General features: G+C 35.1%; 19 protein-coding genes. 2 read left to right on the top strand and 17 right to left on the bottom strand.

Annotation, left to right across the window (positions count from 1 at the left end; genetic code table 11):
* Positions 1-165: 165 nt before the first annotated feature.
* From MY490_RS01765 to MY490_RS01730, 8 genes are all read right to left on the bottom strand, one after another.
* Positions 166-2,106 carry a BglG family transcription antiterminator gene (locus MY490_RS01765; RefSeq protein WP_248267720.1) on the bottom strand — a complete coding sequence of 647 codons (1,941 nt, stop codon included), beginning with the start codon at positions 2,104-2,106 and terminating at the stop codon, positions 166-168.
* 443 nt (positions 2,107-2,549) lie between these two features.
* A complete protein-coding gene (locus MY490_RS01760; protein WP_248267719.1) occupies positions 2,550-3,266 on the bottom strand; it encodes an SIS domain-containing protein in 717 nt (238 codons plus the stop codon).
* A 33-nt stretch (positions 3,267-3,299) separates the two neighbouring features.
* The gene (locus tag MY490_RS01755) at positions 3,300-4,667 is read right to left on the bottom strand and encodes a nucleotidyltransferase family protein (RefSeq protein ID WP_248267718.1); all 1,368 of its coding nucleotides are present in this window, start codon (positions 4,665-4,667) and stop codon (positions 3,300-3,302) included.
* Positions 4,668-4,693: 26 nt separating this feature from the next.
* Entirely contained in the window at positions 4,694-5,821 is a 1,128-nt protein-coding gene (locus tag MY490_RS01750) for a MupG family TIM beta-alpha barrel fold protein (protein ID WP_248267717.1), read from the bottom strand.
* Between the two features lie 34 nt (positions 5,822-5,855).
* Positions 5,856-6,773, bottom strand: a complete 918-nt coding sequence (locus MY490_RS01745) for an N-acetylglucosamine kinase (protein ID WP_248267716.1) — start codon at positions 6,771-6,773, stop codon at positions 5,856-5,858.
* Between the two features lie 357 nt (positions 6,774-7,130).
* On the bottom strand, positions 7,131-8,120 hold the full coding sequence (locus MY490_RS01740) for a tRNA dihydrouridine synthase (protein ID WP_248267715.1): 990 nt from the start codon (positions 8,118-8,120) through the stop codon (positions 7,131-7,133).
* A 163-nt stretch (positions 8,121-8,283) separates the two neighbouring features.
* Positions 8,284-9,672: a 23S rRNA (uracil(1939)-C(5))-methyltransferase RlmD gene (gene rlmD / locus MY490_RS01735; protein ID WP_248267714.1), complete on the bottom strand. Its 1,389-nt coding sequence runs from the start codon at positions 9,670-9,672 to the stop codon at positions 8,284-8,286.
* A gap of 109 nt (positions 9,673-9,781) precedes the next feature.
* Entirely contained in the window at positions 9,782-10,666 is an 885-nt protein-coding gene (locus MY490_RS01730) for a diacylglycerol kinase (RefSeq protein WP_097973985.1), read from the bottom strand.
* Positions 10,667-10,928: 262 nt separating this feature from the next.
* On the opposite strand from MY490_RS01730, the gene MY490_RS01725 reads away from it, so the two are divergent.
* On the top strand, positions 10,929-11,396 hold the full coding sequence (locus MY490_RS01725) for a formate/nitrite transporter family protein (protein WP_248267713.1): 468 nt from the start codon (positions 10,929-10,931) through the stop codon (positions 11,394-11,396).
* Positions 11,397-11,454: 58 nt separating this feature from the next.
* Here MY490_RS01725 and gatB read toward each other — a convergent pair whose 3' ends face one another.
* The 9 genes from gatB to MY490_RS01680 form a co-directional block, all read right to left on the bottom strand.
* Positions 11,455-12,885 (bottom strand): Asp-tRNA(Asn)/Glu-tRNA(Gln) amidotransferase subunit GatB, encoded by a 1,431-nt coding sequence (gene gatB, locus MY490_RS01720; RefSeq protein ID WP_248267712.1) that lies wholly within the window; start codon positions 12,883-12,885, stop codon positions 11,455-11,457.
* Positions 12,886-12,900: 15 nt separating this feature from the next.
* Positions 12,901-14,355, bottom strand: coding sequence for an Asp-tRNA(Asn)/Glu-tRNA(Gln) amidotransferase subunit GatA (gatA, locus tag MY490_RS01715; protein ID WP_069032660.1), 1,455 nt, complete (start codon positions 14,353-14,355; stop codon positions 12,901-12,903).
* A gap of 14 nt (positions 14,356-14,369) precedes the next feature.
* Positions 14,370-14,660, bottom strand: a complete 291-nt coding sequence (gene gatC, locus MY490_RS01710) for an Asp-tRNA(Asn)/Glu-tRNA(Gln) amidotransferase subunit GatC (protein WP_248267711.1) — start codon at positions 14,658-14,660, stop codon at positions 14,370-14,372.
* A gap of 287 nt (positions 14,661-14,947) precedes the next feature.
* A complete protein-coding gene (locus MY490_RS01705) occupies positions 14,948-15,472 on the bottom strand; it encodes a deoxycytidylate deaminase (protein WP_069032658.1) in 525 nt (174 codons plus the stop codon).
* A gap of 350 nt (positions 15,473-15,822) precedes the next feature.
* Positions 15,823-17,370, bottom strand: coding sequence for an L-glutamate gamma-semialdehyde dehydrogenase (gene pruA, locus MY490_RS01700; protein ID WP_248267710.1), 1,548 nt, complete (start codon positions 17,368-17,370; stop codon positions 15,823-15,825).
* 202 nt (positions 17,371-17,572) lie between these two features.
* Positions 17,573-18,775 carry a CamS family sex pheromone protein gene (locus tag MY490_RS01695; RefSeq protein WP_248267709.1) on the bottom strand — a complete coding sequence of 401 codons (1,203 nt, stop codon included), beginning with the start codon at positions 18,773-18,775 and terminating at the stop codon, positions 17,573-17,575.
* Between the two features lie 73 nt (positions 18,776-18,848).
* Positions 18,849-20,849 (bottom strand): NAD-dependent DNA ligase LigA, encoded by a 2,001-nt coding sequence (gene ligA, locus MY490_RS01690; protein ID WP_248267708.1) that lies wholly within the window; start codon positions 20,847-20,849, stop codon positions 18,849-18,851.
* Between the two features lie 16 nt (positions 20,850-20,865).
* Entirely contained in the window at positions 20,866-23,043 is a 2,178-nt protein-coding gene (gene pcrA, locus MY490_RS01685; RefSeq protein WP_248267707.1) for a DNA helicase PcrA, read from the bottom strand.
* A complete protein-coding gene (locus tag MY490_RS01680) occupies positions 23,043-23,741 on the bottom strand; it encodes a heptaprenylglyceryl phosphate synthase (RefSeq protein ID WP_248267706.1) in 699 nt (232 codons plus the stop codon). The genes pcrA and MY490_RS01680 overlap by 1 nt, the downstream gene beginning before the upstream one ends.
* Positions 23,742-23,965: 224 nt before the next feature.
* On the opposite strand from MY490_RS01680, the gene MY490_RS01675 reads away from it, so the two are divergent.
* Positions 23,966-24,223, top strand: coding sequence for a YgaP family membrane protein (locus MY490_RS01675; RefSeq protein ID WP_248267705.1), 258 nt, complete (start codon positions 23,966-23,968; stop codon positions 24,221-24,223).
* Positions 24,224-24,302: the final 79 nt, after the last annotated feature.

The following is a 24,302-nucleotide window of genomic DNA, read 5'->3' as shown; positions in this document are numbered from 1 at the left end:
CTTCCTCCAAAATAATTTATTTAATTAATTTTCTAATCGAAGAACACCTTTTTAGTAAGTAACCGTTTTCAAGATTATCTAAAAAGGACAAATGATAGCATGAAGTTGATTCGTTTCTATTAGCGATCATCTACCAGTTCTTTTGTTAGAATGATCGCTAAACTGCTACGAACCATATTGAAACAGGATTTTTGAAATTTCATACTGAAAATCGTTAAAATTATTTGATTTTAATACTTTCTGCTTCGTCTCGGGGTGGTCCATTAAATGTAAAAATAATCGACTTAACTCTTTGTGTAAAAATAAGTCTCCGGCACGAAGATTAATTAAAAATAAGATTTGTACAACTTTCCCATCGATTGTTGGCGGATTTTTAAAAATCACCACACTGATCGAATCCTGAATCGCAACCATTTTTAATGCATGTGGTGCAGCAATTCCATTTTGCAGTATCGTCGATATTTTTTCCTCACGATCGACAACTAAAGCTGGATAGTTAGGTCCTGCAAACCCTAGTTCAACAACCCTTTTTGCCTTTTCTTTAATAAAGGCTTTGTAGTCAAACGACTCTTTGCTTTCTTCTATATAAAACAAATCTGTATGAAATAAAGATAAAAGTGTTGGTACATCTTCTTTAACTTTATTAGCCGGGTATCTAGTAAGCGTACGACGAATTCTTTGGACATCCGTTTCAGTTAGTATTGGTGCTACTTGAATATACGGAATCGAAATATTGTCAAATGGAATCGAAGTCGATGAAACTAATAAGTCATAATCTTCTAAATTTAATAATTGAAGCTCACTATACAAAACGACATCAATTTTTGCGCCTTGGAAAAGTGTCTCAAGTTTCATTTTCATTAATTCAGCCGACCCTGCTCCTAATCCGTAAGAGAGTAGAATTTTTTTGTAGGAACTTAATTGTTTTTGCTTCTCCCTTTCCACGTGAGCTGCTAAATGCATTGTAATATAACCCATTTCGTCACTAGAAAGTTCGAACCCCCATATTTCCTTTATCATTTCAGAAAAATTTAGAGCAATCATAAACACATCCGAATACCTACTATAAACATCATCTATTAATGGATTCGTAAGCTTCAAATTAAAATATAATCTTCTTAACAATGGATACATATGCATGATCATCGTATTTAAAAGTTGCTGATCACCTGAAAACTGAGTTAAGAAAGTTTGATCTAATCTTTCTAAACAATTCTTTAGTTTTTGTTTTAGGTCATTTTTTTCATGTTCCTCAATATCGTCTACACTCGACTTACCACTTATATGAGCAGCTAAATAGATTATTTCACTCTCTGGTAATATGACATGATATAGTTCAGATAGAATTTCACAAATTCTCTTTGCTATATTCATAAACGATGGTTTGATTAGAGAAACATCTAACTTTTTTTCTTGATTAGGCAAGATAAAGTTGTGTTGAGTTACTCGAAACGAGAGTACTTGGATATGCACTAAAATATTCTCAAGTGCAAAATAACTTAATTTCAGTTGATTATTCTGTACTTCTTCACTCAAAACAGCTCGAATTTCCTCAAACGGAAACGCTTTCTCAAAAGTTTGATAATTTGACTTCTTTAATAATCCTGTTTCTTTTTGACTTAGGAAGTAGGAAAACGCTCTTCTAAAATTCGTTTCATCGCCAAGTAAACGAACTCCGTAACGTGATTTTGTTTCTACTTTTAAATCAAAAATCCTTACTTGCTTTTCAACTTCAATCATGTCGGTAAAAACTGTCGATCTGCTAATCATTAGACTATCAGCAAACATATCGATTGTTTGAAACTCTGTCGTTTGAAGTAAAAGCATAATGATATTATTCACTCGAACGCGAGGTAAATCTGGTGCCAATGCCCCGTCTATTTCTTTCATATATGTTTGAACCAACTCTTGGTTCTCTACATAAAGTAAATAGCCCTCACCACGTTTTTTCTGAATCACAAATCCGGACTTTTCTCCAATCGTGTTTAATTCTTTCAATTCATTTCGCAATGTACGATTTGAAATAGCGAATTCTGATTCAAGTTCCTGTGAAGTTAGTGATTTTCCTTTTTGATACAAATATTGCAAAATTAAATCTCTTCGCATACATTACCTCACCACCCTAGATGCCTAATCTAGTATTTTAAGTTTACTTTCCAGCAAATCTATTTAACAGTTTGAATTTTTCCAATATAGTTCGCAATTTAAAACAAATACGTCTAGTTCATATGTCTTATATACTTACAATGCTATAATACGCCCTAAGTCCTACCGCAAAATACAGGAACATTTTACTAGCACCAATCGTTTCTAATTCTTTTGTATACAAAAAAAATCCTTATCTTAGCATAAAAGCACTAAGCACAAGGATTTTGTCTTTTTATTGTTTTAAGCATTTCTTAACGTTGTATTAGAAATTCTGTAAGACAATGTTAACACTTTATTCCGTTCAAACGTGAAAAAGCGCTCCCATAAACTGGGAACGCAAAAGGGAGCCAAAAAGTAAGTTAAACCTTATAGATCCTTTTTGATCGATATTCGATTCATTATTAAACACCATAATACTTAGCGAACAACTCTTTATTCCATTCATCTCCACCATCTACATTAGAGCTTTTAAACACAGGTGGTTTTAATCCAGCTTGATGATATTTTTTGGCTAATAATATAGAAATTGATTGAGCAACAAATGCTCCGGCCATTGTAGAAGTTGCCCCCATACCTGTATTTGCTTCTTCTACATAAAAGGCAGCATCTCCAGGTCCGGTGCAATTATCTATGACTACATCACTAAAATCACAAAGATATTTTCCGCTACTATGTCTGGATTTTGAGCCTTCTGGATGATTTGGATTTGTAAAAGCAATTACCTTTGCACCACATTCCTGTGTCATTTTTGCAAGTTCAACAGTCATTCCATTTCTTCCCGAATTGGAAGCAATCACAAGAATATCCTTTGAGCTTATTTTGTATAATTCAAAAATTACCTTTGCATAAGCTTCTATTCGTTCAATCACAGTACTTTTTAATGGATGGTCATGTAAAAAAAACTCATTGGGCAAAATTGGAGAGACCTCCGCAAATCCACCCGCTCTTACATAAAATTCTTCTGCAAACATATGGGAATGACCCGAACCAGTAACAAGGAAGCGACCACCATTTTGAATGGCTTCAAAAATACAAGTTGCTGCATGGTCAATGTTTTGATTCTGTGTCGTATATAGTTTTTCAAGATTTGCCATCACATACTTAAAATAATTCTCCATAAATGAATACCTTCTTTTATTGATTTAATAAAATTACCAACCGTACTTCTTTTCACTCCATTTTTTTATAACTAAATCTTGTTTTACAAACACAAGACTATTTTGTTCAATATCTTTATCAATGATTGCACCTGCTCCAAGCACACTATAAGCCCCTATTTTACATCCAGGCATAATAATCGTATTCACACCAGTTCTACAATAATCACCAAGATAAGCTGCATTTGAAAAATGTAAAGGTATTTCTTTCCGCCCATTTACAACGTGCTCAGTTTCACCGTCATCAAAGCGTAATGTTCCACATACAGTTGCAGCACCGATATCCGTATGACTGCCTATTGCTCCATAAAATTCACCATAGTGGTAAAGATATACCTTATCCATTACCATTCCGCCAAGGAACTCTGCACAATGGTCGAATATACAATGCGACCCAATTGAAACGCCATCATAAATCATACAATAATTACGAATGGCTGTATGATCGCCAATAACTGCATTGCCATTGAAAATCGCACCATTATCTATGATTGTATTATCACCTACAATTAGGTTACCGTGAATGACCACTCGATCACCAATTGAGGAATTCTTACCAAGCTTTACGTGACCATGAATGGTTGCATTTTCAGAAATCGTCGCACCTTCTGCAAGTTCATTCTCTTTTATTGCATTACAAAAATGGTTCACCATATATTCATTCGCTTCTAACATATGCCAAGGCTTATCGATATCAAAGAAATAGCCATTACACTCAATCGCTTGTAATTTGGTTTTCTCAAGTGATTTTAGAAGTGCAGCTTCGATGTATCGTTCTTTCGGAACACCCACTCCTACTTTTACATTCGGAAAATAGTCGGGCGTTCTTCTGACTTCATCTAGTAATGAATCGTCAAAAAGAAATCCTGCGAATTGGTGGGTAATACTGTCACCACGGTAGTGAGCACCGATTGACTGGACAAATCCATCCTTTATACTTGCACCGATCCAATTCCTTGAAGATTCTTCTAATTTTTTCAACAAAACGGTAGATTTGTTGGAATTAGCTAATTGCTTGAGATCCTTTTTTTGGATAATCGTATCACCGTAAAGAACAAGAAACTCCTTAGTACTTGAAAGTCTTTCAGCTCCCTTTACTAAACTTTCTGCGCTTCCTAAATTTGATTGATCAACTACAAATTTAACATTATCTATGTCGAATAGAAGATTCTCAATCTCTCTTTGATGTTCCTCATTAACGACAACAACAATCTCTTCTATTCCCATTGTTACAATTGATTCAATATTATAACGTATTAGTGATTTACCAGCGATTTTTATTGCTGTTTTGGAGCGAACTGCGTTGAAAGGATTCATTTTACTCCCTTTGCCTGCTGCAAGAATTACTGCACTTTTTACCATTCTAATACCTCGACTATAATATTTTTTTATTTATATCCAACTAATCGAAATTTATTTTTGCCTGCTAATAAATAAGGCATTAAATCGTATGCAAAAGGATGAATAAATCCAATGACATTATGTTCAACGGATTGTCCTAAATCTTTTAATGAAATTTGTACCTCTCCCTCATATTGTGCACTTCGATTATTTAAAATAGAAACTGTATATTTCTCTCTTGGAGCACAGTAGCAATGAGGAACTTCCATTCCCCTTGTATCAGTTGCACGAATTAGATTTGCTGGTTGATCTACTCTTGAAATAAGAACCTGCTCGCTAATTTTCGCCTTTGTCTGCTCGGGAACAAACTGATTAAAAACAACTGGAATTTCTATATAATCTTGTTTGTAACATCTAGCCATTTCTTTAAGCTCTGATAAATCTGCAAATGAGTCTCCAATTAACACATCATTAAAACCATTTGCAAATAACTCTAGCATGGCAATATGGCTAGGCAAGAATCGGTGTTTTTCAATTGTACAAACTCCATGACCTAAATGGTGTAAATCTTTAGGTGAAAGCTGCGATGCAACAAATCCTCCGACTGGTACACCAAATAAAGCAAACATATTGTTAATTGAGCGTATGTCCTCTAAGGACAATGCTGTATCTGGTAGAGGAAAGAAATTATGACAAGCTGTTAGTTGTCCGATATTTCCTTCTCGTTCTATTGTTTCTAAAAATTCACGACATTCGCGTAAAGCGTTTCCATTTTGATTATTAGAAGAAGACATTGAAGCATTTACTTCTATTTGAATTCCCTGTTTATTTTTAGAAAGAAGTGCAACTTCTTCACTGGTAAACCCACCATCGATGCGGAGCCTTGTGATACCCATATTCTTTATTGCTGTAAGGTCGTTTAATGTACAACCCAACTCACTGAAAACTTCATCATTCATATCAGCTGACACAGTCATATTAAGTTCCTTGCAATAACTAAATAATTCATTCCAAGTGTCCACATTTACATTTATTGCACCTTCAAAACCATGATTATTTAATATCAATGAAACAAATACCTTTTTAAATCCTAATGATTTTGCCTTCTCTAAATAATCTTTGATTTGTTCTAAAGGATAAAAATTGGGATACACACTAATTCCTATTTCACGCATATTCAGTCGTCATTCCTTACTATTTTTATTTTAATTACAAATATTTCTCGCCAATTATGATAGCACCGAAAACTGGATCATAAAGAGGTGTAGAAAGTTCAACCTGTGGTAAAGCCACACCTAACTTCTCCTTTAGCGTATCGAAATACTCAGCTGATTTCGTCAGCAAACTTCCTGCCACAGAAAGGCGGAATTTAATTGAACCCATTTGTCGGCTGATTCCAATGACTAAACGAACTAACTTATCTAGTTCCCCTTCAACAATTGTACGAGCAGCCTCGTCACCGTTTACCCATGCCTCTAAGACGATAGGCGTACATGAAGCTACCTTATCTACGGGAATTGTATCTTCCAAGTATAATAAATCCATAAAATCTTCCGGAGAATTTAACTTAAAATGAGCGAGCAATTTTTCGGTAAAAGTAGTAGGAGCAATAACTTTGTCGTACTCATTCATAACAGCCGCGATTGCATGCAAACCGATTTGGAAACCGCCACCCTCATCACTTATTAATCCGCCCCATCCGCCTGAGCGTATTGTATTTCCTTTTGAGTCTACTCCCATAACAATGGAGCCTGTTCCAGCAATCATCAAAGCATCTTTTCGATCTCCGTTCCCTCCAACAAGAGCAATTTCTGCATCATTCACTACTTCTAGCTGGCAAGAAAAACCACTTTCTTTTAATGCATTCAAATAAATATCAATATCTTTCGGTCGGTCTACTCCTGCAGAACCTAGTACAAGAATCGCATTTTGTAAACGCTCTCCAAAATAAGAAACAAGCGATTCATATATTTCATTAAAAACCGGTTTAAGTCCCTCTACACCGATGTTGTTATAATTTGACATTCCAAAATTTTGATCAAATAACGTTTCTCCATCTAGGCGTTCTTTGACCATAACTCTCGTTTTCGTTCCTCCGCCATCCATTCCGATTATCAGTCTATTCATTATGTGTTGATCCATCCTTTCGTAAGCAATAAGTTATCTTATCACCTTATACAAATAGCTTTAGTTCATTCTATTTTCGTTTCTTTTTTCTTCTTAAATTTCAAATTTGTTATGAATGTATAGTTGCATTAATTGTAAAGTAAACATTTCTCATTTACTAGGTGGATATTTTCTTCATGTAAAGGAAAAAAACCACTTATTCAATGTGAACAAATTCGTCAAGGTTTAGACATAGAGATAATATAATGAAAACAAAAAAGTACCCTATAGCTAGACTTTTTCATGTCTACTCTAGAGAGTACTTTTTATTGTATTTATATGTGCACACTGTAATTGACAACACAAACGCTGACACTTTTACAGTTCCAAAATTCCATCAAGATTCTTTGACTCAAAGTTATCAAGCATTGCACGTACCTCATCTGTTGATGATGTATTCATTAATTGATTTCTTAACTCACTTGCCCCTCTAAACCCACGAACATATATCTTAAAAAAGCGATGAAGAGCCTTGAACGAACGCAGCTCTAAATGTGAATATTTATCATGGAGATCCATATGCAATCTTAAGAGATCAAGTAGTTCCTTACTGCTATGTTCTTTCGGCTCCTTTTCAAAAGCAAACGGATTATGGAAAATACCGCGGCCAATCATAATCCCATCAATACCATATTGATGAGCGAGCTTTAAGCCAATTTGACGGTCAGTGATATCCCCATTGATCGTTAAGAGTGTATCAGGTGCCACTTCATCACGAAGTTTCTTTATCTCCGGTATTAATTCCCAATGTGCATCCACTTTGCTCATTTCATCTCTTGTGCGAAGATGGATCGACAGATTGGCAATGTCTTGTTTCAAAATATGAGTTAGCCAGTCGCGCCATTCGTCTACCTCAGAGAAGCCAAGCCTTGTCTTTACACTTACAGGCAATCCTCCTGCTTTTGCTGCTTGTATTAATTCTGCTGCAACTTCTGGGCGGCGAATCAGGCCGCTTCCCTTTCCGTGGCCAGCCACGTTAGGTACAGGACAGCCCATATTGATATCTACACCTTTAAACCCAAGTTCTGCCATACCAATACTCATTTGTCGGAAGAATTCAGGCTTATCACCCCATATATGAGCTACCATCGGCTGTTCATCCTCTGTAAAAGCCAAACGCCCACGCACACTTTTGTTTCCTTCTGGGTGACAATAACTCTCACTGTTTGTAAACTCTGTGAAAAACACATCTGGTCTGGCTGCTTCACTTACAACGTGGCGAAAAACAACATCCGTCACTTCTTCCATTGGTGCCAGTATAAAGAATGGTCGCGGTAAATCACGCCAAAAATTATCTTTCAATTCCATTTTCAAATCTCCTATCCCAAAATTAAAAAGCAAGATGTACTTGCTTGCACTTGTACCTTCATTCCCTTATCATCTCCACGCAATCAATCAGCAATCCAGTGAACGTTAATAATGGTTTTACTAAAAATCTGAAGAACTTTAGAAGAACACCTGGTTCAAAAACTTAGTGTCTGTTCCCTTCCTTAAGTACTAATTTCGCGACAGCTTCTACATGACTAGTATGTGGGAACATATCCACTGGCTGTATTTCTACTGTTTTATAACCACCGTCTTCAAGTACTCGTAAATCTCTTGCTAATGTAGCAGGATTACATGATACATAAACTACTTTGCTTGGCTTCATATCAATGATTGTATTTAATAAAGCCTCGTCACAACCTTTTCTTGGAGGGTCTACAACTAATACTTCTGCTGTAATTCCTTGCTTGTACCAATTAGGTATAACTTCTTCAGCTTTCCCTACTTCAAATTCAACATTTGTCATCTCGTTAATCATAGCATTTCGTTTCGCATCTTCAATCGCTTCTGGTACAATTTCTACACCATAAACCTTTTTAGCCTTTTGAGCTAAAAATAAGGATATTGAACCGATTCCACAGTATGCATCAATAACTGTTTCACTACCGTTTAAGTTTGTATACTCCAGTGTTTTATCATATAATACCTTAGTTTGTGTAGGGTTTACTTGATAAAATGATCGAGCGGATATTTCGAAAGTAATATCACCAATTTTATCCTTAATTGTTTCACTTCCGTATAAAACAATTGTTTGATTTCCAAGTATCACATTTGTTTTTTCATTATTTACGTTTTGAATAATACTTGTAATCGTTGGATATTTCTCAATAATTCTAGCTATCAATTCGTCTTTTTGTGCAAAGTTCACTTTATTAGTAACAAGAACTAGCATTGATTCATTTGTATAGTATCCATAGCGTGCCATAATATGACGCAATAGTCCTTTGTGGCCAACTTCATCGTATGGCTCGATTTTTAATTCTTCACAAAGATCTTTCACGGATTGTATCATTTCATCATTTTCTTTTCCTTGAATGTAGCATTCATTCATTGGAATAATTTCATGGCTTCTCTTTTGATAGAATCCAACAACTAATCCACCTTCTAGTTCCCCCACTGGAACTTGTGCTTTGTTACGATAACTCCATGGATTTTCCATTCCTAAAACCGGATGGATTACTACGTCATCAAGTTTCCCAATTCGTTTTACAACTTCTACTACTTGTTTATGTTTCGCCTCAAGTTGGCCTTCATAGCTCATATGTTGAGTTTGACAACCACCACATTGATTGTAAATCGAACAAATTGGTTCTACTCTTACATCACTTTCTTTTTGGAATTCAATAATTTTACCGAATCCAAAACCTTTACTTGTTTTTAGCACCTTAATTTGTGCTTTTTCACCTGGAAGTGCATTTGGTACAAAGATTGGATATCCATCTACCTTTGCAACTCCATGTCCCTCATGGGTTAAATCGATAAATTCAACATCTATGAATTGATTCTTTTCTACAGGTAACACTCTTTTCGACAAGTCCCTTACCTACCTTTCAACCTTTTATTAAACCATTTTATTATACAAAATAAATAACCACGTTAACTACCGTGGTTACTTTTTCTAGTATTTACTACTATTTCACTTATTATGGTACATAGATTTCTAAGTGGTTGTAAAGCATATCAACAGTACATGGTGTTTCTCCACCATACTCACCATCAATATTTAATAGTAGTTTATCATCAGACATAATTTTCAAGTGGCTTGCTCTAGTATAAAGAACATATTCATTTTGTACATGCTGACCACTTAATAGCTGTGCACATACTCTGATGATTTCGGCTATATTTGATTTCTTTAAGACTAATAAATCAAATTGCCCATCATTAATACTTGCCTCTGGTGCAATTTTTTCAAATCCACCAACTGAATTTGTATTCGATAATAAGAACAAATACGCTTCTTCATCAAAGACTTTTCCATCGTACTCAATTTTTAATCGAGTAGGCTTAACCCTTGGTAACATTTCAATACCTTTTAAATAATATGCTAGTTGTCCTAACATTGTTTTTAGTTTGCTAGGTACTTCATATGTTAATTCTGTAATTTTACCGGCAGCTAAAATATTTACAAAATATTTATCATCAACTCTTCCAATATCAAGGGGTACAGTTTGCCCATTTGTTATGACTTCAGCCGCTTCCATAATTGAAACATTCACACCAATTGCTCTAGCAAAATCATTTGTTGTCCCAACCGGGATTAATCCTAACTTTGGTCGATATTCTTGTTCTGCCATACCACTAATGACTTCATTAAGTGTTCCATCTCCACCGCAAGCTACAACTAAATCAAATTTTCGTTCACATGCTTCTCTTGCTGCGATTGTCGCATCACCTGCACCGGTTGTTGCATGACAAGAGGTTTCATAACCCGCTTGCTCGAACAATTGCAACACATCGGGAAGCTTTTTCTTAAAAATTTCACGACCAGAAGTAGGGTTGTAGATAATTCTTGCACGTTTCATCATTAACCATCCTACTTATTTATTTAAGTTCTCTAACTTATATCCTAACCTAAAAAGTTTTTGTAGTAAACTTTTTCCATTTACTTATCTATTTTTACCTTTATAAAGCATGTTCAAACCCATATTGAAAAGCAATATTATATTATATTAAATTTATATTACATTCGTTTCTTTGCTATATTTTTCTATCGTTTTGAACAACTTAATCATTATAGTACATATTGATGATAAATACATTAAAGTAGAATTAAGGATTGATAATGAGATGGAAAACAAACCGTTTATGAATGTAGAGTATTTTGCTCTAAAAAAGTTAAAAATTTACCGAGATAGTGTTTTGCGTTTTTTATTAAGAGCAATAATGGCTAGTATGTTTATAGGCTTCGGAGTTATAGTAGCATTTAAATCAAGTAATTTCTTTCATGCTACGTATACACCTTTTGACTACTTAATGGCTGCTATAACAATTACCGTCGCCCTGCTTCTAATTGCATACGGTGGCGCTGATCTATTTATAGGAAACATATTTTATTTTGCCTATACTGCCATTAGAGGAAAAATGAATTGGCTAGAGGTGCTTAATTTGTGGCTTATTACTTACATTGGAAATATACTAGGTGCTGGTTGTTTTTCATTATTAATTCATATAACAGGATTATATAATGACCCAACAGTTAAGTGGATATCCTTTTGTATGCACCAACAAGCCAACCATATTATTGAGTCATTTTGACCTTAGAGAGTACAAAAAAACTACGGAGCTTATAGCCCGTAGTTTTTTATTTAAAACCTTATCTTTTTTGAATTTCTTCCATTAAAATCTTATTTAATAGTGGTGGATTTGCTTGGCCTTTAGTCGCTTTCATCATTTGACCAACAAGGAAACCAATAGCACGGTCCTTACCATTTTTAAAGTCTTCAATTGACTGTGGGTTAGCATCAAGAGTTTCAATAACGATTTTGCGAAGAGCGCCTTCATCAGATAATTGTACTAAGCCTTTTGCTTTTACAATTTCATTTGCATCTCCACCGTTTTCGATTAACTCAGTAAATACTTTTTTCGCAATCTTAGAAGAGATTGTACCGTCTGTAATTAACTTAAGCATACTAGATAAGTTTTCAGGTGTTAAAGCAACTTCATGCAATTCTTTTTGTGATTTATTTAAGTACGCTGAAACTTCACCCATTAACCAGTTAGATGCTAACTTTGCATCTGCACCATAGTTTACAGTTTCATCGAAGAAATCAGACATTTCTTTTGTTAAAGTTAATACCATTGCATCGTATGCTGGCAAACCTAATTGCTCCACATAGCGTTTTTGACGAGCATCTGGAAGCTCCGGAATACTTTGGCGAACACGTTCTTTCCACTCATCATCAATGTATAGTTCAACTAAGTCTGGTTCTGGGAAGTAACGGTAATCATCCGATCCTTCTTTTACACGCATTAAAATTGTAGTCTTTGTAGCTTCATCGTAACGACGTGTTTCTTGTTGGATTACTCCGCCAGATAATAAAACTTTTTCTTGGCGAACTTGCTCATGCTCTAGTCCTTTTTGAACGAAAGCAAATGAGTTTAAGTTCTTTAATTCTGCTTTTGTACCAAATTCTTCTTGTCCAAATGGACGTAAAGAAATATTTGCATCACAACGAAGTGAGCCTTCTTCCATTTTTACATCTGATACCCCACTGAATTGAATAATTGACTTAAGTTTTTCTAAATATGCATAAGCCTCTTCAGGAGTTCTCATATCCGGCTCAGAAACGATTTCAATTAAAGGAGTTCCTTGTCGGTTAAAGTCTACTAATGAATATCCTTCATCTGTATGATTTAACTTTCCTGCATCCTCTTCTAAATGAACGCGAGTAATACCGATCCGTTTCTTTTTACCACCAACTTCGATTTCAATCCATCCATTTTCACCAATTGGCTTATCAAATTGAGAGATTTGGTAAGCTTTTGGATTATCAGGATAAAAGTAGTTTTTTCGGTCAAACTTTGTTTCAGTAGCAATTTCACAATTTAATGCCATTGCTGCCCTCATACCAAAGTTTACAGCTTCTTCATTTAATACTGGTAACACACCTGGATAACCTAAATCAATTACACCAGTGTTTGTATTTGGTTCTGCACCAAACGCATTAGGGCTTGGTGAGAAGATTTTTGATTTTGTTTTTAATTCTACGTGTACTTCCAAACCGATTATCGTTTCAAAATTCATCTTTCCCGCGCCTCCTTATAGTTGTGGTCTTTGTTTTGTAAAGTCAGTTGCCTGCTCGTATGCATGGGCAACTCTGTAAATTGTAGACTCATCAAAATGTTTACCGATAATTTGTAATCCTAATGGAAGACCATTATGGAAACCACAAGGAACAGAAATCGCAGGTACACCCGCTAAGTTAATAGGAATCGTTAAAATATCATTTGCGTACATTGTCATTGGATCACTTACTTTTTCGCCTACTTTAAATGCAGGAGTTGGTGTAGTTGGGCCAATAATAACATCATAGTTTTCAAATACTTTCTCGAAATCTTCTTTTATTAATGTACGTACTTGTTGTGCTTTTTTATAGTAAGCATCATAGTAACCAGAACTTAACGCATAAGTACCTAACATGATACGGCGTTTTACTTCGTCTCCAAAGCCTTCAGCTCTAGTTTTCTTATAAAGATCAATTAAGTTTTCTACATCAGCTGCACGATGACCGTAGCGAATACCATCGAAACGAGCTAAGTTAGCAGATGCTTCAGATGAAGAAATTAAATAATATGTAGCTAATGCATATTTAGAATGTGGTAAGGAAACCTCTTCCCAAGTAGCGCCTAAGCTTTCTAATAAATTTAAAGCAGCCATAACAGATGCACGAGCTTCTTCACCAACACCTTCACCTAAATATTCTTTAGGTACAGCGATACGAAGACCTTTTACATCACCTGTTAATGCCTTAGCAAATGAAGGAACTTCTACATTTGCTGAAGTAGAGTCACTTGCATCTAATCCTGAAATTGCTTGTAATAACAATGCATTATCTTCTACATTTCTAGTAATTGGACCAATTTGGTCTAGAGATGAAGCAAATGCTACTAAACCAGAACGAGATACACGACCATATGTAGGTTTTAAACCAACAACTCCACAAAATGAAGCTGGTTGACGAATTGATCCACCTGTATCAGAACCTAATGAGAATAATACTTCTCCAGCAGCAACTGAAGCTGCAGATCCACCGCTACTTCCACCTGGTACGTATTCAGTATTCCATGGGTTACGAGTACCACCGAATGCAGAATTTTCATTAGATGAACCCATCGCAAATTCATCCATATTTAACTTTCCGATCGTAATGCTTTCAGCTTGTGCTAATTTCGTTACAACTGTCGCATCGTAAATTGGATTGAAGTTCTCAAGAATTTTACTCGCACAAGTAGTACGAAGACCCTTTGTAACGATATTATCTTTTACACCGATAGGCATACCAGCAAGAATTCCACGAGACTCATCCCAAGGCTTTTCATCAAGTGCTTTTGCTTGTAGACGCGCTTGCTCTTCATTTAAAGTTAAAAATGATTTTACTTCACCATCAACTGCAGAGATTCGCTCATAAGATTCATTAACTAATTCTTCTACTTTAATCTCTTTTGATTTTAATTTGCTATGTAATTCTGAAACTGTATATTCAAATAATGACATTCTAATTTCCCCCCTTAATCCAATATTGACGGTACTTTAACTTGTCCATCTTTGTGGTCTGGTGCATTTTTCAGTACCTCTTCAATTGGTAAACCTTTACCTGGCTCATCTTTACGTAATACATTACGCATTTTTAGGACATGTGTAGTTGGTTTCACATTTGATGTATCAAGTTCACCTAACTGCTCAGCAAAATCCAAAATTGCTCCAAGTTGTTTTGAAAACTTCTCTGCTTCTTCCTCTGTCACCGCTAAACGCGCTAAATGAGCAACGTGCTTAACTTGCTCCATTGTAATTTTTGACATTTATATGCACCTCCATATTATTCGCACAACATACAATATACTGATAATACCAAATTTCCCATGTGTCGGGCAACATTCCACTTAAATACAAGTAAAATAATTAAAGACTGTCCGCCAAACGCTCGCTTTCTTCGCTGCTTCACCTAACTGAAGCTCATTACCGTATAGGATAATTCCGCTCCTTATTAGGTTAAATGAACATCGAAAGACATTCGCTTTCAAACAGTCTTTACTAAAATTTTTACATATAAAATTAATCAAACGTTTGTTTCAATTTGGACTAAAGTTTATTCAGCAGGGATTCTTGTTAGTTCAATTCCATATTTTTTAAAATACTCAATTGAATAATCATCCGGATAGCCTACATTATATACAACTCTAGTAATCCCCGCTCCATTTATCATTTTTGCACAAGCTCGACACGGTGCAGTCGTACAATAGATTGTCCAATTATCACCTTTCGTTTTTTGAATTCCTGATTGTACTAGTTGATAAATTGCATTTTCTTCAGCATGGAAAGCATCACAAGGATACTGATCTGAGTATTTGCCACTATCTAATAACCCTTCTTGGCGAGCAGCAAAGCGTGGACATCCCCCATCAATACAGTGCTTAGCACCTTTTGGATATCCATTATACCCAGAAGCAATTATTCTATTATCACTTACAATAACTGCTCCAACCCTTCTACTTCCGCAAGTTGAACGAAGAGAAGTTATAAATGCCTGTCCTAAAAAATAAGAGTCCCAATCATCGCGAGTTCCTAAAGGAATTGAATCTACTAATTGAATTATTCTCTGTAAAATTTGCATGGTATCCCTTCTCTCTATTCACTATAATTTAATTAAAATTATAGCATAATAATATGGGGAAGGGTTTAGTTAGAAGTAAAGTATTAATTATAAGAAAAGAGCTTATCACAAAAGTCCAACTTACTAAAACAGTCCTATTTTATAAATCAATATCTGCAACTAAATCCACAAAAGTATCGAAAGCTAACTATTATGCTCTAAAACTTACTAAATCAAATAAAACTCTGTTAATTATCTATAAAAAAGGCGATTATGTCGACAACATAAGAAGAAACCCCACAAAGAAATTAACTTCTCTGTGGGGTTTCTTCTCATAAAGGATGTATTAAAACAAACCTTTACTCTATTTATTAAAGCATTTCTGAAGTTGTTTTACCTTGCATGTGAAGAACTAGGTAGTCTGGTCCGCCTGCTTTTGAGTCAGTACCTGACATGTTGAATCCACCAAATGGTTGGTAACCAACGATTGCACCAGTACATCCACGGTTGAAGTATAAGTTACCAGCGTGGAAATCTTCACGTGCTTTTTCGATGTTTGCACGGTTGTTAGAGATAACAGCACCTGTTAAACCATATTCAGTGTTGTTTGCAATTTCTAAAGCGTGATCAAAGTCTTTAGCTTTGCAGAATGCTACAACTGGTCCAAAGATTTCTTCTTTCATTAAACGAGCATCTTCAGCAACGTCAGCAACGATTGTTGGTTTGATGAACCAACCAGTAGAATCGTCTCCTTCTCCACCTGTTACTACACGGCCTTCTTCACGTCCGATTTGTACGTAGCTCATTACTTTATTGAAAGCAGCTTGGTCATTAACTGGACCCATGTAAGTTGAACGGTCTTCTGGGTTTCCAACAGTTAATTCGTTTGTTAATTCGATTGCACGAGCAAGAACTTGATCATACACATCTTGGTGAATTACTGCACGAGAACAAGCTGAACATTTTTGACCAGAGAATCCGAATGCTGATGAAACGATTGATTTAGCAGCTAATTCTAAATCAGCTTCTTTATCAACTACCATAGTGTCTTTACCGCCCATTTCAGCGATAACACGTTTTAACCAGATTTGACCTGGGTTTACTTTTGCAGCACGCTCATAAATACGGATACCTACTTCTTTAGAACCAGTAAAGCTGATGAAACGAGTGCGTGGGTGATCAACTAAGTAATCTCCTACTTCAGCACCACTACCTGGTACGAAGTTTACTACTCCTGCAGGTAATCCAGCTTCTTCTAATACTTCTAAGAATTTGTAAGCAACTACTGGTGTTGTACTTGCTGGTTTTAATAAAACAGTGTTACCTGTTACTACAGCAGCTACAGTTGTTCCAGCCATGATTGCAAATGGGAAATTCCAAGGAGAGATTACAACACCAACACCTAATGGAATGTAGTTGAAACGGTTATATTCACCAGGACGGCTTTCAACAGGAATTCCGTCTTTTAATTGTAACATTTGACGAGCATAGAACTCTAAGAAATCAATTGCTTCAGCTGTATCAGCATCTGCTTCATTCCAAGGTTTACCAGCTTCTTTAGTTAATAAAGCTGAGAATTCGTGTTTACGACGACGAATAATTGCAGCCGCACGGAATAAGATGTCAGCACGAACTTCAGGTTTAACTTTTTTCCATGTATTAAAAGTTGTATCAGCAATTTGCATAGCTTTTTCAGCTAAGTCACGGCTTGCTTTAGATACAGAACCAATAACTTCTTTATGATTTGAAGGATTTACAGATACGATCTGTTCTTCTGTAAAGATACGCTCTCCACCAATGATTAGTGGGTATTTTTCACCTAAATAAGATGAAACTTTTGCTAATCCTTGTTTGTATTGTTCTTGATTTTCCTCTAAGCCAAAGTTTGTAAATGGCTCATGTTTGTAAGGTATAACCATTGAATAAATCCCCCTTTAGTTTGAAAATAGCAATTACTGTAACCGTTTTTCTATCAGTGTTTTCAGTCAATTGCTAGTAGAATAACTACTGTATAAAAAACTCACATTTACATAATACAATATTCCTATATATTCTTCAAATATGAAACGCTTACAGATTCTTCCCTTATATAAAAAAAAAGGAAGAGTAGTCTTCTTCCTTTTAGTTATAAATATGCACACTTGGTTCCTTAGCATCTACATCTTTTACGATGAGTGCTTCCTGTCCATTTGATGAGAAAATATTCGTCTCAACCTTTAAGTATGAAGGGAAATGGTCCATCATAAGTCCCGCTACATATTGAGTAAAAGCTATGACTTCTGCCTTACCATAAAATTGCATAGGTATATCAATTTTTAGTTGTATTAATTCATTATCCTTATAAAAACCAGTGCCTACAACACCAGTATAATTCGGAAAATAATTTTCTATATCTGATTTAAAATTAACCATTTTCATTGCATCATCTCGATAATCTGCAGTTGCAGCAGCTGAAGGGAATAAATAATATTTCTCATTTATTTTATCCCAATTGCTTATTGAGAGATCATTTCCAGAAACTGAAGTCATAGCAACATAGTTTCCAGGTACTACAGATGACTGACTTTGCTGACGGAAAATAGCAAATGTGATTGGTATACCTTTAAATTCGTCCATTTTTCGCACTCGCGTCAAAATTTCTTGTGCGATCGCTTTACCTTGTTTAATCATTTCATCTTGAGGAATTTTAAGCTCTCTTGGGTAGCCGTGCTCCTCTTGATAATAATAAACAGAGTTCATTGCTAAACCAATTGCTACGCCCTCAACTTTAACTTCTTTTCCGTCCTTTTTTAGATAATCCTGCTCTAAAATAGAATTTAAAAATATCGGAGCTAGTTTAGCTTTTTGATCTTCAGTAAGATTTTTTGTATCCGTTTGAATTGGATTCAATCCGTCATTTGTAATTGAACTTGGTTTTAAATTTGCGCTCTTAAGTGCATCTTGTTTTTGTTTAAATTGTGAAGGAGTATACTTCCTTTTTAGCCAAGATTCCACCGTTTTTTTACTTAATAATTGTCCTTCTTGATACAGGTAATCTTTTGTTGAATATTGCTCTTGTACAATTCGCATTAAACCTAATTCAAATTCACTAATATCAAGTCTATTATCGATATTTGCAACGACAGCACCCCTTGTTTTACTCGGTTTAAATGGAAGTATTGTCTTGTAGTAATCATTTGAAATTGAATAACGGGGTATTATAGCGTCTTCCCCTTTTTTGTTATTGCTCTCTTGTACAACCTTATCTTCATTCTTTATTGATAATGAACAGCCAGATAAGATGAGCGAAAAACAACATAGGAGCATTCCTATACGTTTTTTCATCTAACTCACACCTTCTACTTATTAAGTGAACGAACTAATACCTCATTAATCCGCCCTCTAGTTGATTGAAATTTTATTGTGGTTGAAGCTCTTTAATCATTCTTTCTTCATCCCAAATCTCGATATTTAATTTACGTGCAGCATCTAATTTCGATCCAGCTGCCTCACCTGCTATGACTAGATCAGTACTCTTACTAACACTTCCTGCTACTTTTGCGCCAAGTGCTTCTAATTGCTTCTTAGCCTCACTTCTAGTCATCTGTTCTAGCTTACCAGTTAATACTACTGTTTTACCAGCAAAAAGAGAATCCATATTAATATTTTCTACTTGAATTCCTTTATATTCAGTATTAACTCCAACAGTTTTAAACGTTGAAATAAGTTCTTTTACTTCGTCTTGTGAAAAATACTCATTGATTGATTGAGCCATTTTAGAACCAATTTCATTAATTCCTGTTATTTCTTCAACTGATGCTTCCATCAGTCGATCAATTGTTTGAAAATGCTGAGCTAATGTTTTTGCTGCTTTAGCACCAACATGACGAATCCCTAAACCAAATAATAATTTTTCAAGTGAATTTTCTTTAGACGTTTGAATTGCAGAAATTAATTTATCTGCTGACTTTTCTCCAAATCGTTCAAGTGATAATAATTGTTCTTTCGTTAGGAGATAAAGATCTGTAAATGTCTTAATCAAATTAGCATCAAATAGTTGTGCTACTACTCTTTCACCTAGACCCTCGATATTCATTGCATCACGAGACGCAAAATGAATTAATCCTTCACGAATTTGAGATGGACAGAAGGGATTTACACAGCGAAGTGCTACTTCACCTGGCACTCTTATTAACTCATGATCACATGAAGGGCAGTGAGTTGGCATTGCAAAAGGCTGTTCATCACCAGTACGACGATCTAATAGTACATTTACCACTTCAGGAATAATATCTCCAGCCTTGCGAATAATGACTGAATCACCAATTCGAATGTCTTTTTCTTTAATTAAATCTTCATTATGAAGCGATGCACGTTTTACTACTGTACCTGCAACTCGAACGGGTTCTAAAATTGCAGTTGGTGTTACTACACCTGTACGTCCAACACTTAATTCGATATCGACTAATTTCGTTACTACCTCTTCAGCTGGGAACTTATATGCAATAGCCCATCTTGGTACTTTAGCTGTTGATCCTAACTTTTTCTGAATACTGTATTCATCCACCTTTATGACAATTCCATCAATCTCATAAGGCAATGATGGGCGTTTTTCTTTCCATTCCTCAACGTATTCAATTACTTCTTCAATTGTATGGCATGTTTTACGGAAAGTATTTGTTTTAAATCCAAGTTTGTGAAGATAATCTAATGCTTCGCTATGCTTATGAATTGAAAATTCCTCAGCTGTAGGGAATCCATAAACAAAGAACGATAAATCTCTCTTTGCAACAATTTTTGGGTCAAGTTGACGTAATGAACCAGCCGCTGCATTTCTTGGATTTGCGAATAATTCTTCCCCATTCTTTTCACGCGATTCATTTACCTTTTCGAAGCTAGCTTTTGGCATAAATGCTTCACCACGGGCTTCTATTGAAATTGGCTCAGAAAGTCTTAAAGGAATTGCTTTAATCGTCTTTAAATTATGCGTAATATCTTCTCCAACTGTACCATCACCACGAGTTGCACCTTTGACAAATAATCCATTTTCATATTGAAGTGAAACGGCTAAGCCATCTATTTTAAGTTCACAAACGTAGGATACTCCCACAGAATCCTGTCTAATTCTTTGGTCGAAATCTCTTAAATCTCCTTCATTAAACGCATTGCCTAGGCTTAACATTGGATGACTATGAACGACTTTTTCGAACAAATCAATTGCCTGTCCACCTATACGTTGTGATGGAGAATCTAGTGTTAAAAGAGTAGGATATTGTTCTTCTAATCCAATTAATTCATGTAATAGTGAGTCATACTCTGCATCTGGCACTGATGGCTGATCTAATACGTAGTACTCATAGTTATATTGATTTAATTTTGTTCTTAGTTCTTCAACTTTATCAATGATTTTTGGATCCAAAAGCTCTCCATCCCTTCTATGCTTTCGTAATTGGAGCAAATTTAGCTAATAAACGCTTAATACCAACAGGACTTGGGAATGCAATGTCTAACTCCATTGCTTCGCCTTCTCCTTTTACACTTACAACTGTACCAATTCCCCATTTACCATGAGAAGCTTTATCTCCAACTCTCCAACCGAGTGACTCTCCACCTGTTGTTTTCATTGCCACCGCTGGTCTAGATACAGCACGGCGCTCAGTTATTACTTTCTTATTAGCACGATCTAATAGCTCATCAGGAATTTCATTAATAAAGCGAGATTCTTGGTTTACACTAGTACGCCCATAAAGTGTACGTGTTTGAGCATTTGTAATATATAAATCCTTTTCCGCACGTGTTATACCTACATACGCTAATCTTCTTTCTTCTTCCATTTCTTCTTCGTCCATTAAAGAACGGCTATGTGGGAAAATACCTTCTTCCAAACCGATTAAAAAGACTACTGGGAACTCTAATCCTTTTGCAGAGTGAAGCGTCATAAGGATAACCTCATCTGATTGTGACTCTTCTTTATCCGCTTGATCGATATCAGATACTAATGCTAAATCAGTTAAAAATGATACTAAACTTTTATCATCACTACTTTCTTCAAAAGCATTTGTAACTGTTAAAAACTCTTCAATATTTTCGATTCTAGAAGCAGATTCAATTGTATTTTCATCTTTTAACATTTGGATATAGCCTGTTTTATCAAGTACTTCTTCAACTAGTTCAGTTACCGATAAATAATCTAGCATCTGTTGCCAGTTTTTCGTCATAGCATGAAAATCTCCAACTGCTTTTGTGATTTTTCCACTTAATCCAACAAAATCAATTTGCTCTAAAGTATCAGATAAAGATAAGTCATTCATTATGCTATAGTTAATAATTTTATCTACGGACGCTGCACCTACACCACGTTTTGGTACATTAATAATTCTTGAAAAACTGATCTCGTCATTTGGATTGGCAATAAATCTTAAGTAAGCAAGTACATCTTTAATCTCTTTACGATCATAGAACTTTACTCCGCCGACCATTTTATAAGGAATATTGGACTTAACTAAAACTTCCTCCATTGCACGTGATTGTGCATTCGTACGATATAGAATTGCAACATCGCCATATTGACGAACGCCTTCTTTTTTCCACTCGGCTAGTTTCCCAGCTACGAAATATCCTTCGTCTTGTTCAGAGGCAGCTCTGAAATAATGAATCGGAGTACCTTCTCCATTTTCTGTCCATAGCTTTTTCGCTTTACGATTTGAATTATTCGTGATAACTGCGTTCGCTGCATCAAGAATTGTTTGAGTGGAACGATAGTTTTGTTCTAACAGAATAACTTGTGCTTTTTCGTAATCTTTTTCGAATGAGAGTATATTAGAAATATCTGCTCCACGCCAGCGATAAATTGATTGATCTGAATCACCTACAACGCAAATATTTTTGAATTGTTCGGCAAGTAATTTTACAATTTTATATTGGGCATGGTTTGTATCTTGATACTCATCTACGTGAATATATTGAAATTTTCGTTGATAATATTGTAGTACTTCTGGAACTCGTTCAAACAAACTAATTGTCATCATAATTAAATCATCGAAATCTAAAGAATGATTTTTACGAAGTCGATCTTGATAAGATGCATAAATTTCTCCAACGACTTTTTCATATGGAGTAAAAGCATCTCTTGAATAATCTGCAGCAGTTTGTAGTTCATTTTTTGCACTACTAATAGTTCCTAGTATGCTACGTGGATCAAATTTCTTTGAATCTAAGTTTTTCTCTTTAAGGATATTTTTTATTACTGTTAATTGGTCAGTTGTATCTAAAATAGAAAAGCTTCTATTGAAGCCAATCCGATCAATATCTCTACGAAGGATCCGTACACACATTGAGTGAAATGTAGAAATCCAAATATCTTCTGCATCTTTTCCAACTAGATTAAAAATACGCTCCTGCATCTCTCTAGCTGCTTTATTTGTAAATGTGATCGCAAGAATATTCCAAGGAGCGACACCTTTTTCACCTAATAAATACGCGATTCGATGTGTTAGAACTCGAGTCTTACCTGAACCTGCTCCAGCCATAATTAATAAAGGACCATCAACCGTTTTAACGGCTTCTTTTTGCATTGGATTTAAACCTTGCAATAATTCTTCTGCTGTTTTCATTACTTCGTCGCTCCTTTTTTCACAGCTTTCACTGTAAGTAAAGCCTCTTGTAAGTTATCATATATAATATTCCCAACAACAATTGTATCAGCAAATTGCTTCATCTCAATTGCTTGTTGAGCTGATGAAATTCCCCCACCATAGAATAATTTCGTATTGTTTACTACTTTTGAAACTTCTTCTACCACCTGGGGTGAACCATATGTGCCGCTATACTCTAAATAAAAAATCGGTAATTTTAATAATTGCTCAGAAACTTCCGCATAAGCGACAATATCTTCTATTGAAAGATTTGTTACTGCACTTGTCAGCTTTGCAGCCTTACAATCTTCATTTAATATACAATAACCTTCCATTACCAATTCTTCAGCATGAACTAAATGACCAAATTCTTTCATTGCTTGTTGATGCATTCCAATAATCCACTTTGGATCATTACTATTTAAAACTGTCGGGATAAAATAGAAATCATAACCTGGAGTTACGGCTTCAAGATTTGATACCTCTAGAATACACGGTACTGCAAAGCGTCTTATTCTAACTAGTAGAGATATCGTAGCATCTAACGTTACATCGTCCGTTCCACCAACTAATATTGCATCCGTTCCTGACTCACAAATTTTTTCTAATTCATCATCAGAGATTTCTTTATTTGGATCTAATTTAAATATGTGATTCCATTGTGAATAATCGTACATTTTGTCCTCCGGAATATGTTTTTTAACATTAATTTATCTATTTTTATTAAGTACTTTTTATCAAAAATATAAATGTATTGTATCTTAGTTAAAAAGGAAAAGTAACCCTACGTCCCCATTTTAAGTAATTAATACTAATTGTTTCCTATTATAATGAAACAATTAAAGGGAAAAATGGTAAAGAGTGATATAGTCACTGATACTTATTATAAGGGGAGTTACTGTTGAGACCAAATATTAGTATTATAAATGCACTTATACGTATAACTGCTGGCTTAACAATTTTAGCATACGGCACAGCAAAGCTCACACGAAGAAGATGTAGTAATTCTATAATCATTTTGATCATTATCGGTGCCATGAAAGTTGCAGAGGGAGTTTTACGTTTTTGCCCAATGACTGCTCTAGGTAAGAAATGTAAGATTATGGCAGATAAAAACGACGAGGGAGATACATTCGAAGATTATATTCAGCCTTCATAAAAATAGTTTATCAAAAATGAAGTAGATTGTATAGATAAAAATAGAACACTAGTTCTTATTTTGACAAGAAATAGGGTCG

The organism is Gottfriedia acidiceleris (genome assembly GCF_023115465.1).
GTDB classification, from domain to species: domain Bacteria; phylum Bacillota; class Bacilli; order Bacillales; family Bacillaceae_G; genus Gottfriedia; species Gottfriedia acidiceleris_B.
Note: the sequence above shows the minus strand (reverse complement) of the source record. Positions and strands in the feature narration are given on the sequence as shown.

Bases quoted from the DNA above. Each gene is read 5' to 3' on its own strand.
- MY490_RS01765 (WP_248267720.1), bottom strand. From the start codon at position 2,106: ATGCGAAGAGATTTAATTTTGCAATATTTGTATCAAAAAGGAAAATCA.
- MY490_RS01760 (WP_248267719.1), bottom strand. From the start codon at position 3,266: ATGGAGAATTATTTTAAGTATGTGATGGCAAATCTTGAAAAACTATAT.
- MY490_RS01755 (WP_248267718.1), bottom strand. From the start codon at position 4,667: ATGGTAAAAAGTGCAGTAATTCTTGCAGCAGGCAAAGGGAGTAAAATG.
- MY490_RS01750 (WP_248267717.1), bottom strand. From the start codon at position 5,821: ATGCGTGAAATAGGAATTAGTGTGTATCCCAATTTTTATCCTTTAGAA.
- MY490_RS01745 (WP_248267716.1), bottom strand. From the start codon at position 6,773: ATGAATAGACTGATAATCGGAATGGATGGCGGAGGAACGAAAACGAGA.
- MY490_RS01740 (WP_248267715.1), bottom strand. From the start codon at position 8,120: ATGGAATTGAAAGATAATTTTTGGCGTGATTTACCGCGACCATTCTTT.
- MY490_RS01730 (WP_097973985.1), bottom strand. From the start codon at position 10,666: ATGATGAAACGTGCAAGAATTATCTACAACCCTACTTCTGGTCGTGAA.
- MY490_RS01725 (WP_248267713.1), top strand. From the start codon at position 10,929: ATGGAAAACAAACCGTTTATGAATGTAGAGTATTTTGCTCTAAAAAAG.
- gatB (WP_248267712.1), bottom strand. From the start codon at position 12,885: ATGAATTTTGAAACGATAATCGGTTTGGAAGTACACGTAGAATTAAAA.
- gatA (WP_069032660.1), bottom strand. From the start codon at position 14,355: ATGTCATTATTTGAATATACAGTTTCAGAATTACATAGCAAATTAAAA.
- gatC (WP_248267711.1), bottom strand. From the start codon at position 14,660: ATGTCAAAAATTACAATGGAGCAAGTTAAGCACGTTGCTCATTTAGCG.
- MY490_RS01705 (WP_069032658.1), bottom strand. From the start codon at position 15,472: ATGCAAATTTTACAGAGAATAATTCAATTAGTAGATTCAATTCCTTTA.
- pruA (WP_248267710.1), bottom strand. From the start codon at position 17,370: ATGGTTATACCTTACAAACATGAGCCATTTACAAACTTTGGCTTAGAG.
- MY490_RS01695 (WP_248267709.1), bottom strand. From the start codon at position 18,775: ATGAAAAAACGTATAGGAATGCTCCTATGTTGTTTTTCGCTCATCTTA.
- pcrA (WP_248267707.1), bottom strand. From the start codon at position 23,043: ATGAAAACAGCAGAAGAATTATTGCAAGGTTTAAATCCAATGCAAAAA.
- MY490_RS01680 (WP_248267706.1), bottom strand. From the start codon at position 23,741: ATGTACGATTATTCACAATGGAATCACATATTTAAATTAGATCCAAAT.